Below are 8,371 nucleotides of genomic sequence, written 5' to 3' on the forward strand. Positions count from 1 at the left end.
AAGGGCTTGTTTCGCCTGTTAAGCGCTCTGTTATGAGTTTGATTTTGTAGTCTTCATATTTGCTCGTAGGCAATCCTTTTGCTGTCTTACTGAGTACGCTGTAAATGTTTGATGCGGTGACTTTACCCAAGCGTGCTTGAAACCATTCTGCTGTTCTTTGTTCCATCTCACACCGCCGTTCTTTGTTCTTGTGGTGCATATTCTATATCTTGGACGTGAATATATTCGGCATCTTGTATAGGCGCCTCTATTTGCTTTTGTTGTAGGAAAGATTGTTCTTTTTCATGCTGTCTCTTTTGCAAAACATCCAAAATCCTTTGTGCTACTTCATCAGGAAGATCTTCAAGCCTGTCGACTCGTCCATACTCAAGCACTTTTTCCTCTTCTGTTTGAGTGATGTTTATTAATTGTTTGATTTGCGTAAGCACATCATAAGAAACTAACTTCGTTTGTACGTTATGGTTTGTTTCATTGATACGTTTTGCTTCATCTTCTTCATAAATACCGGAAAGCCCGAAAGCATAGCGAGCACATTGTATAGTGGCTTTATGGCGCAACATACGTGCTGGATATTTTTGCCATGCTTCACTTTTTTCTTGTTCGCATTCTTTGCGATATTCGGTGACTTCGATAGGGTCTTTAATCCCTTTGAGACGAATAGCACATTTGATAGCAATGATATTCCCATTCTCATTGAGTTGATCTTGAAAGGTCATGCCATCAAAGTCAGGATTTGATTTGATGATCTTTATCCAACCGTCGATAGAAACAACGGGTATGATGCCGCCGCCTTTTTTAGGGAGAGCATAGATTTCTTTTGTTAAAGGGTTAAGTCCATAAGTATTGGCAACAAAAAGAAAAACGGCAAATTCTGCATCAGTGATGACATTAGCATTTTTATATCCAATACAAGTTTTTATGATTGTTTCTCGAAATTCTTCAGCAGAAAATCCATATTTTTCTGCCATTTCTTTTAAAAAAGTAGAATTTGTCATCTTGATTTCCTACATTGCGCGCAATTCACCCGTGGCGTGAATCACGCATCTGTTAAAAGGCTGGTTGGTTGTTAAATTTTTATGTCTTGAGGAATTCTCGTGTTACCGCGAATATTAGCTAATCCACGAATTTCGGCATTTCTAAAAATCTTGACTGCGTCATAAATGCGAGCACTATCATAAACTTTTGCATCTCCAAAAATCTCAACATTTCCATAATTAACATCATCCTCATACGTGAAATTGGAGCATGATATAATGACATCACCATAAACTTTAGCATTGTTATAAATGAGAGCAGGACCACAAATTATTGCGTTCCCATATACACGAGCATTGTCGTAAACCTTGGCACTATTCTTTATTCGTGCATTCTCAAAAATACGACCACCATATATTTTTGCGTTATGATGAATTGTTGCATTTTCATAAATATTTGCAAAATAACAAACTTTTGAGTTATCAAATACCTTGGCATTGTTGTAAACTTTTGCACCGCTATAAACCATGGCATCATCATAAACCCAACAGTCTCCTTCATGACTTAAGTTGCTCTCACCTTCTATAAAGCCGCCTAGGTCACCTTTTTTGACATATCCAAAGTCTCTTAATGCTCTAATTCGGTGAAGAGTTCTTCCATCAAACACAATTTTTTCATCAGTAAGTTCGTATTTTTTCATCTGGTCTTTTCTCCAGTTGAGATTCTTTTATCGCCATCAATCCAGTCGTCCCAACATACACATGCATCACCGTAAATTTTTGCATGACCGTAAACATGCGCATCACCGGAAACTTCTGCATTGCCGTAAACACGCGCCCTATCGTAAATGTATGGCTCTTCGTAAACTTGTGCATTACCATAAACTTCTGCATTATCAAAAACGTGCGGTTCACCGCAAATATATGCATCACCGTAAACTTCTGCATGACCGTAAATGCATGGTTCATCGAAAACTTTTGCTTTGCCATAAATACGAGAATTGCCGTAAACATGTGCATAACCGTAAACTTGTGCATTTTCGTAAACCTTAGCATTACCAAAAACCTTGGCATCACCATAGACTTTTGCATAATCCCCAATCCAGCAATTACCATGATGACTTAGATTGTCTTCTTTCTCGATATAGCCGCCTAGGTCGTCTGCTTTAACATCATCAAAATCCCTTAAAGCACGAATGCGGTGAAGGATTTTGCCATCAACTTCGATTGTTTCATCAGTAAATTCATATTTCTTTTCCATGGTTTATTTCCCTTAATGCATGTTTTGTCTTTTAATCTCTTGAGACAGCAGTCCCATGCCTTTTGTGGTGATTTTTGCGGAAGGAATGACTTTTTCAGTTCCATTTTCGGTTTGAATAGTGAGGGTTGAGCAATCCATTAGTCCTTTTTGGATTTTGTCTTGATAAGGCAATAAGTGAGCCCCGAAAGTGCGTCGATAAACCCATCTTTTTTTCTGTAAGAAGAGAATGAACTGTTTTGGTTGCATTTCGAGCACTTTAGCGGCTTCTGTAAGACCGAAGAGCCCTTCAGAGCGTTGTAAGCTTTCCAAAGCCATGGCTTTTGGTTTTAAATCTTCAATGATGATGTCTTTACGCTCATTTTCATTTTTTAGATGAGTTAATACACCTAACATTACTTGTGGATTTGAGTAATCGATTTGTGGTGTAACAACTTGCTTTGCACGCCGCTCGCATTCAATAAAATATTGACGGGCTTGTTTTCCTTTTTCATTACGCTCTACCATGGAAAGTTCTTTTGCCATTTCCAAGGTGAGATGATAATTAATTGCAATAACAGATCTAGATTTTGCGCTCGCCAAATTTGGTGACCGCAAATCTTGTGTTTTTACAAAGTCTTGTCCTTCTATAAAATTGTATCTGCTAATACGGTCCTTAATCCAATTGGAAAAGTCTCGTTTTGCTTCTAAAAAGGCATGCAAGTCACGAGCATTGACTGTTTGAACGCTTTCTCCGTTAACCGTGTTATTTGCGATAGCGATAGGATTATTCATAAGTTTACTCCATCCGATAATTTAATAAGAGGAAAGAGGGGGGCGCTTTTAAAAACGCCTTTAGATTTTAAAGCACATCACAAGGACGCAAACGGTGTTGTTTTTCGTAAGAACCATACATTGCATCATCATATTCGCGCTGTTTTATATCATCTAAAAAAAAACCGTATGCTGAACTATGCGTAACAAAGTCGTGAGGAATGTTTCCGTTGAAACACTGCTCTTCACATTCTTTAAGATAGAATTCGGCAATATCTTCAGAGATATCTTCGCAACGATTAGTCGTTGGTTCTACACGCAAAATTTGGACAGCGTTATCGGCTTGGTCGATAAATTTGATCATGTCACTTTCTTCTAAGAAAGGACCAGATTTAGCGAGATTTTGCTCTTCATTTTCGCACATCACTAAGAGAATTTCATCAGAATTTATAAACACTGGTTTTTTCACAAATGCCTCCATACAGCCTATTGGCAAAAGTTATTTTCTAAGATATGGAGTGATTATATGTAAAAAGTGCAAGTGTCAACATAAAAATGTAAAAAGTGCATATTTATGTTAGGTATGTTTTTTTTAAAAATGCACTATCCACAATTTATGGAGATACAAAATGCAAATAGTGGAACAAGATTCTAATCTTTTAAAAGGGTTTTCTCAGAAAGAAAAGGAAACTATTACTTATCTTTTGATTGCCTTAAAAACTCAATATATAAGATCACAGACTTTTTGTTTTCTTCAGAAAGATCACGATAAAAATTCATAAACTCTTGATCAACATCATTGAAGAAATTTGGGGGGGGTTCGTTAAAAAACTCGGCTATTTTAACTAATTCTCCAATACTAATGCTTCTTGATTTTCCATTTTTGTAAGGATTAATCATTCTGCTTATAGTGGATTGATGGATTCCCAAGTAGGCTGCTAATTCTATTTGAGCACCGTGTCCGCGCTCGTTTAATTTTTTTTCTAGCCATTGTTGGATGCTTTTTTCAATATTGCTACTCATAATCTAAACATTATCCTTAAAAATACGTAAAATGCAAAAATGTGAAAGGTGCATTTTTTGTTGACATATGTAAAAAGTGCAATTATTTATTGCGCTGTTATGGAGATTACATATGCCTGCGAGATTAATCATAAAATATTTAGGTGGTTTCAAAACTGTAGCAACCATAGTGCAAAGAGATGTGTCGTCTGTTTCTAGATGGCATAGTTTTATACCAGCAAAGCACCAGCAAAAAATTTTAACCTACGCACGTGATCATGGGATAGATTTGCGCCCCGAAGATTTTTTTTATCCCGAGCGCTTGCAGAGATTAATGCAAGAGCAACACGCCCCAATGTCGAAAATTTGCAAGAGCTGCGGTGTTGATCACACCGGAGAAACTTTACAGCATTAAGGAGACAAAGATGGCTGTAGAAAAGAAATATGAGTTCACACGCCAAGGAATAACGCTTTATCCTGATAAGAATAATTCACATGGTATTGTAATGCTTCGTCGCATACGGGCACTGAGAGACTTTGGAAGAGTCAAGAAAGGTGACCTAGGTGGTTTTATAGAGCATGAAGGTAACCTATCACATGAGGGTGATTGTTGGGTAGCTGGTTCGGATAGATCTTTTAGTAATGGGTATGTTTTTGGCAATGCTCGTGTTTTTGGAGATGCCCGTGTTGGTGGCATGGCACGTGTTTTTGGGCATGCACAAGTATACGGTTGTGCAGATGTTTCTAATTGTGTGTATGTTTATGATTATGCAAAGATTTATGGTAATGCGGAGGTTTATGGTCGTGATACCCGTGTTTATGGTAAGGCGCAAATTTATGAGAATGCTTCAGTAAAAGGCAAAGCAGAAGTTTACGGCAATTCTCGCATTTATGGGGATGCTAAGGTTTACAACAAAGCACGTGTCTACGGTCAAGCCAAGGTTTTTGGTAATGCCGAAGTTTTCAATCAATCTAAAGTTTATGACAATGCGTTAGTTCACGGGCATGCCAAGATTAGAGCGAATGCCAAGATTTACGGCAATGCCGATGTTTGTGACTATGAAGATTTTCGCGATAACGACGAAGTTTACATGCGTAAACACGTTTCATATAGCACAAACGAAGCGCATAAGAATGATGATGGTAAGCCTCGTATAGAGCTTATACCGCCGTTGGCACTGATTGAAATCGGCAAAGTTTTAGAGTTTGGGGCAAAGAAGTACGGAGCAAACAATTGGCGTAATGGCATGCACTGGAGCAAGTTTCACGGTGCTGCTTTACGTCATTTATTAGCATGGTTTGGTGGAGAGCATAAGGATGCTGAGAGTGATTTATCACACTTGGCACATGCGGCTTGTTGTATTCTTTTTTTAATGGAATGCGAAGCACAACAGATTGGTCATGATGACCGCCCTCATAAAAATTAAAGGAGATAAAGATGAGTTCGAATGAAATTTTATGGATAGAAGTGGTTTCAGTTTTGCTCTTAAGCGGAGTGATGTTTCGTATTGCATTGCATTATCGCGCGCAGGTTAAGGCACTTAAAGAGCAGGTTCAAGATATTAAGAAAAAAATGAAAGAGAATGAGTTTAGGTATTTAATGGAAAGCAAGCAGACAATTGATGAATGTGATGCGGATCTTGAAGAACGTGACAAGGAAATTAAACAACTGAAGCAAGAGATTGAAGAACGTGACGAGAAAATTAAACAACTGAAACAAAAGACTGAAGAGCATGAAAAGGCGTTCAGAAATGTAAGTGAAGTTGTAATGACACTCGAAGCAGATGTGCAATCACGTGATACGGAAATTAAAGAACTTAAACAAAAGATAGAAGAACGTGACAAGGAAATTAAACAACTGAAGCAAGAGATTAAAGAACGTGAGGAGGAAATTAAAGAACTAAAACAAAAGATAGATGCGTACCGAGAAGAGTTCAAACGGAAAAGTGAAAAGATACAGGCACTAAAAGAAGATGTTCAATCACGTGATACGGAAATTGAAGAACTGAAACAAAAGATAGAAGAACGTGACGACGAGGAAATTGAAGAACTGAAGCAAGAGCTTAAGCCGCGTGATGAAGCAGTAAAAGCGCCGCTTCATAAGAATAAGAAGAGTAAGAAGAAGGGGAAGTGAGGAGAGAAAGATGGAAGATGTAATGTCATTTGTCATAGGTCATATCATCAATAACATTCCAATTATTGTGGTCTCACTGTTTACTTTACACTATTATTTCAAGGCTTCTGACCTACAAGAACAGATAGATGAACAAGATGAAATAATTAGGGAAAAGGACACAATAATTAAAAATCAAGAAACATTAATAAATAAACAGGTAACTTCTATTGATGGACAGATTGCAAGTTTACACAAAAAAATAGAAAGAATTAAACCACAAGATATACAGTTTAATCAGCAATTTCAAAAAACATTTCCCATGTCTTTAATCCGTCGAAGCTAACAGGACAAAAGCTCACTTCGATTGTTTTCTTTGGATTATACGGAGCAGTATGCCTTATGAAAAATTCAGGGTCAACTATATCATTTGAGCTTAGAGGGGAAATATATAGTGTTAATGACAACTCACTGCGGCTTTTTAGATTAAATAACTCTAACAACTGTTCTGACGGTGGATTTATAAAACGTCCCTTTTTAAAATATTGTATACTACGTTGCGGTTTTATCAAATTTCTTTCGAAAGAGATACATTTAGGATCCATTCTAGAAAATCCAATAGAAATGGGATTACATACCATAGCAGCAATAAGTTCAAAAGGGCTTTCTTCAATAAGACGTATTTGTTTGATTCTAATATCTTTTTTTGTAGGATTTTTAATGATTAAGGGTATAAAAATTAAGGGGATTTTACGCGGTTCTTTACGCTCTAACCTTGGTAGAAATATTATTGGATCACTTGTCACAGTTAGCTTTTGTTCTGAAGCTTTTCTTCTTTTACAAAGTTTAAAATACTTAAACAAAAAACCTCCAATACTGATAAAAAGCGTAGCAATAATGGTAGATATGACAGTACTGTTATTAATCAAATGCCAAGCATTTTCTATTTCATTAAGCATATTTCATACGCTTTTCTCTTTCTACTTTTCAGAAAAAAACAACCTTATAAAACACGTTTTGTATGGAGCGGCGTGGTGATTAACACGATTCTTTGTTTTGATCTAGGTACCAAAACGGGGTGGGCGATACGTGGTGCAAGTGGTGACATGTTCAGTGGTACCGTGAATTTTCAATCACGCCGTTTTGAAGGCGGTGGAATGCGTTACTTGCGTTTTAAACAATGGCTATCAGAAATAAAGCAGACAGCAGGTCAAATTGACGTGGTGTATTTTGAAGAGGTGAGGCGTCATAAAGGTACAGATGCAGCGCATATTTACGGTGGTTTGTTAGCAACGTTAACGGCGTGGTGTGAACAGCATCAGATACCGTATGAGGGGATACCAGTAAGTACGATTAAGAAAGCGACGACAGGCAAGGGGAATGCGTCGAAAGAAGAGATGATTAAGGCGGTGCGTGCAAAAGGGCACAATCCGAAAGATGATAACGAAGCAGATGCTTTAGCAATTTTATATTTAGTTAAAGAAAGGGAATTGGGGTATGTCCAGTAAATTACCATGGACGAGGCTTTTTGCAGACAAGTGGCTACTTGATCTTGCATATTTGCCAGCTTTTGAAGGTTTCATATATGTTAAGTTGCGCTTTCAAATGCTTCGCACAGGAGAGCCGCTTACGAATAATTTTAAAGTGTTATCTTTATTGGCTGGCTGCTCAGTAAAAAAATTTCAGAAGGCATTAGATCTTTTATTAGAAACTGGACATATCATTTGTTTAGAAGATGGTCGGTTGTGGAACCCAGATGTTGAATTAGAATTAAATGATAGCAAAGAGAAATCAGAAGCAGCAACAAAAGCAGCTCATTCTAGATGGCATAAAACAAAAGGTAAAAATGACAATAATCATATAAAAGAAAACGCATATGCGGATTGCATGCAGAGCGCATACGATGCGCATAGTGTTGCGCAATGCGAACGCAATGCCATTAACAATAACATTAACATATATAAAAAAAATAAAACTAACGTTTTATTAAAAAAAGAAACTGAATTTGAAGATTTAGAAACAATCGATTTGGTTGACGAGCCAATCGAGTGTGATGTTGAAAGCCAATCAGAACAAATCGAAACGTTAGAAACCAACCAACCAATCATTCACGAGCAAGAAAACGTTCCCAAAAAAGCAAAACGAGTGCAAGCTAATCGCGGTTGTCGATTGCCTGCGGATTTTGAACCCGATTACGATTTTGCAATCGAAGAGGGCTTGCCTCCGGAGCGCGTGAAAGTCGAAATCGCAAAGTTTCGAGATTACTGGCGT

Annotated in this window: 13 protein-coding genes and 1 pseudogene; 6 read left to right on the plus strand and 8 right to left on the minus strand. The window is 37.4% G+C overall.

Translation table 11 applies throughout. The features are described 5' to 3' along the window. The 7 genes and pseudogenes from ACFIMX_RS02560 to ACFIMX_RS02590 form a co-directional block, all read right to left on the minus strand. Nucleotides 1-166 (minus strand): annotated as a pseudogene (locus tag ACFIMX_RS02560) (exonuclease); the annotation flags it as partial. A gap of 1 nt (nucleotide 167) precedes the next feature. Further along, nucleotides 168-995, minus strand: coding sequence for a phage recombination protein Bet (bet, locus tag ACFIMX_RS02565; RefSeq protein WP_375678889.1), 828 nt, complete (start codon nucleotides 993-995; stop codon nucleotides 168-170). Nucleotides 996-1,066: 71 nt separating this feature from the next. Beyond that, nucleotides 1,067-1,675: a hypothetical protein gene (locus ACFIMX_RS02570; RefSeq protein ID WP_375693985.1), complete on the minus strand. Its 609-nt coding sequence runs from the start codon at nucleotides 1,673-1,675 to the stop codon at nucleotides 1,067-1,069. Further along, the gene (locus ACFIMX_RS02575) at nucleotides 1,672-2,235 is read right to left on the minus strand and encodes a hypothetical protein (protein WP_375677173.1); all 564 of its coding nucleotides are present in this window, start codon (nucleotides 2,233-2,235) and stop codon (nucleotides 1,672-1,674) included. Before ACFIMX_RS02575 ends, ACFIMX_RS02570 begins: the two co-directional genes overlap by 4 nt. A gap of 12 nt (nucleotides 2,236-2,247) precedes the next feature. Further along, nucleotides 2,248-3,006, minus strand: a complete 759-nt coding sequence (locus ACFIMX_RS02580) for an antA/AntB antirepressor family protein (protein WP_375693986.1) — start codon at nucleotides 3,004-3,006, stop codon at nucleotides 2,248-2,250. Nucleotides 3,007-3,073: 67 nt separating this feature from the next. Beyond that, nucleotides 3,074-3,454: a hypothetical protein gene (locus tag ACFIMX_RS02585; RefSeq protein ID WP_375679643.1), complete on the minus strand. Its 381-nt coding sequence runs from the start codon at nucleotides 3,452-3,454 to the stop codon at nucleotides 3,074-3,076. A 224-nt stretch (nucleotides 3,455-3,678) separates the two neighbouring features. Further along, the gene (locus ACFIMX_RS02590; protein ID WP_156851527.1) at nucleotides 3,679-4,008 is read right to left on the minus strand and encodes a helix-turn-helix domain-containing protein; all 330 of its coding nucleotides are present in this window, start codon (nucleotides 4,006-4,008) and stop codon (nucleotides 3,679-3,681) included. Between the two features lie 112 nt (nucleotides 4,009-4,120). Between ACFIMX_RS02590 and ACFIMX_RS02595 the strand changes: the two genes are divergently transcribed. From ACFIMX_RS02595 to ACFIMX_RS02610, 4 genes are all read left to right on the plus strand, one after another. Next, nucleotides 4,121-4,402 (plus strand): hypothetical protein, encoded by a 282-nt coding sequence (locus ACFIMX_RS02595; protein WP_375680540.1) that lies wholly within the window; start codon nucleotides 4,121-4,123, stop codon nucleotides 4,400-4,402. A gap of 676 nt (nucleotides 4,403-5,078) precedes the next feature. Beyond that, nucleotides 5,079-5,414 (plus strand): dATP/dGTP diphosphohydrolase domain-containing protein, encoded by a 336-nt coding sequence (locus ACFIMX_RS02600; protein ID WP_375640132.1) that lies wholly within the window; start codon nucleotides 5,079-5,081, stop codon nucleotides 5,412-5,414. 11 nt (nucleotides 5,415-5,425) lie between these two features. Next, the gene (locus tag ACFIMX_RS02605) at nucleotides 5,426-6,121 is read left to right on the plus strand and encodes a hypothetical protein (RefSeq protein ID WP_375693987.1); all 696 of its coding nucleotides are present in this window, start codon (nucleotides 5,426-5,428) and stop codon (nucleotides 6,119-6,121) included. Nucleotides 6,122-6,131: 10 nt separating this feature from the next. Continuing rightward, nucleotides 6,132-6,446 carry a hypothetical protein gene (locus ACFIMX_RS02610; RefSeq protein WP_375627971.1) on the plus strand — a complete coding sequence of 105 codons (315 nt, stop codon included), beginning with the start codon at nucleotides 6,132-6,134 and terminating at the stop codon, nucleotides 6,444-6,446. Here ACFIMX_RS02610 and ACFIMX_RS02615 read toward each other — a convergent pair. After that, nucleotides 6,394-7,059 (minus strand): hypothetical protein, encoded by a 666-nt coding sequence (locus ACFIMX_RS02615; RefSeq protein WP_375627972.1) that lies wholly within the window; start codon nucleotides 7,057-7,059, stop codon nucleotides 6,394-6,396. The two genes, ACFIMX_RS02610 and ACFIMX_RS02615, sit on opposite strands and share 53 nt — an antisense overlap. A gap of 75 nt (nucleotides 7,060-7,134) precedes the next feature. Here ACFIMX_RS02615 and ACFIMX_RS02620 point away from each other — a divergent pair, with 75 nt between their 5' ends. Both ACFIMX_RS02620 and ACFIMX_RS02625 read left to right on the plus strand, forming a co-directional pair. Continuing rightward, on the plus strand, nucleotides 7,135-7,608 hold the full coding sequence (locus ACFIMX_RS02620; protein WP_375613779.1) for a crossover junction endodeoxyribonuclease RuvC: 474 nt from the start codon (nucleotides 7,135-7,137) through the stop codon (nucleotides 7,606-7,608). Continuing rightward, nucleotides 7,598-8,371 (plus strand): hypothetical protein (locus ACFIMX_RS02625; RefSeq protein WP_375693988.1); only part of this gene is annotated, 774 nt, incomplete at its 3' end. The genes ACFIMX_RS02620 and ACFIMX_RS02625, both read left to right, overlap by 11 nt.

It is taken from the genome of Bartonella sp. AD24XZML, from assembly GCF_042196485.1.
Taxonomy (GTDB): Bacteria; Pseudomonadota; Alphaproteobacteria; order Rhizobiales; family Rhizobiaceae; genus Bartonella.

Excerpts from the sequence above, each read along its gene's own strand:
- bet (WP_375678889.1), bottom strand. The coding sequence starts at position 995 with ATGACAAATTCTACTTTTTTAAAAGAAATGGCAGAAAAATATGGATTT.
- ACFIMX_RS02615 (WP_375627972.1), bottom strand. The coding sequence starts at position 7,059 with ATGCTTAATGAAATAGAAAATGCTTGGCATTTGATTAATAACAGTACT.
- ACFIMX_RS02580 (WP_375693986.1), bottom strand. The coding sequence starts at position 3,006 with ATGAATAATCCTATCGCTATCGCAAATAACACGGTTAACGGAGAAAGC.
- ACFIMX_RS02610 (WP_375627971.1), top strand. The coding sequence starts at position 6,132 with ATGGAAGATGTAATGTCATTTGTCATAGGTCATATCATCAATAACATT.
- ACFIMX_RS02595 (WP_375680540.1), top strand. The coding sequence starts at position 4,121 with ATGCCTGCGAGATTAATCATAAAATATTTAGGTGGTTTCAAAACTGTA.
- ACFIMX_RS02600 (WP_375640132.1), top strand. The coding sequence starts at position 5,079 with ATGCGTAAACACGTTTCATATAGCACAAACGAAGCGCATAAGAATGAT.
- ACFIMX_RS02590 (WP_156851527.1), bottom strand. The coding sequence starts at position 4,008 with ATGAGTAGCAATATTGAAAAAAGCATCCAACAATGGCTAGAAAAAAAA.
- ACFIMX_RS02605 (WP_375693987.1), top strand. The coding sequence starts at position 5,426 with ATGAGTTCGAATGAAATTTTATGGATAGAAGTGGTTTCAGTTTTGCTC.
- ACFIMX_RS02575 (WP_375677173.1), bottom strand. The coding sequence starts at position 2,235 with ATGGAAAAGAAATATGAATTTACTGATGAAACAATCGAAGTTGATGGC.
- ACFIMX_RS02570 (WP_375693985.1), bottom strand. The coding sequence starts at position 1,675 with ATGAAAAAATACGAACTTACTGATGAAAAAATTGTGTTTGATGGAAGA.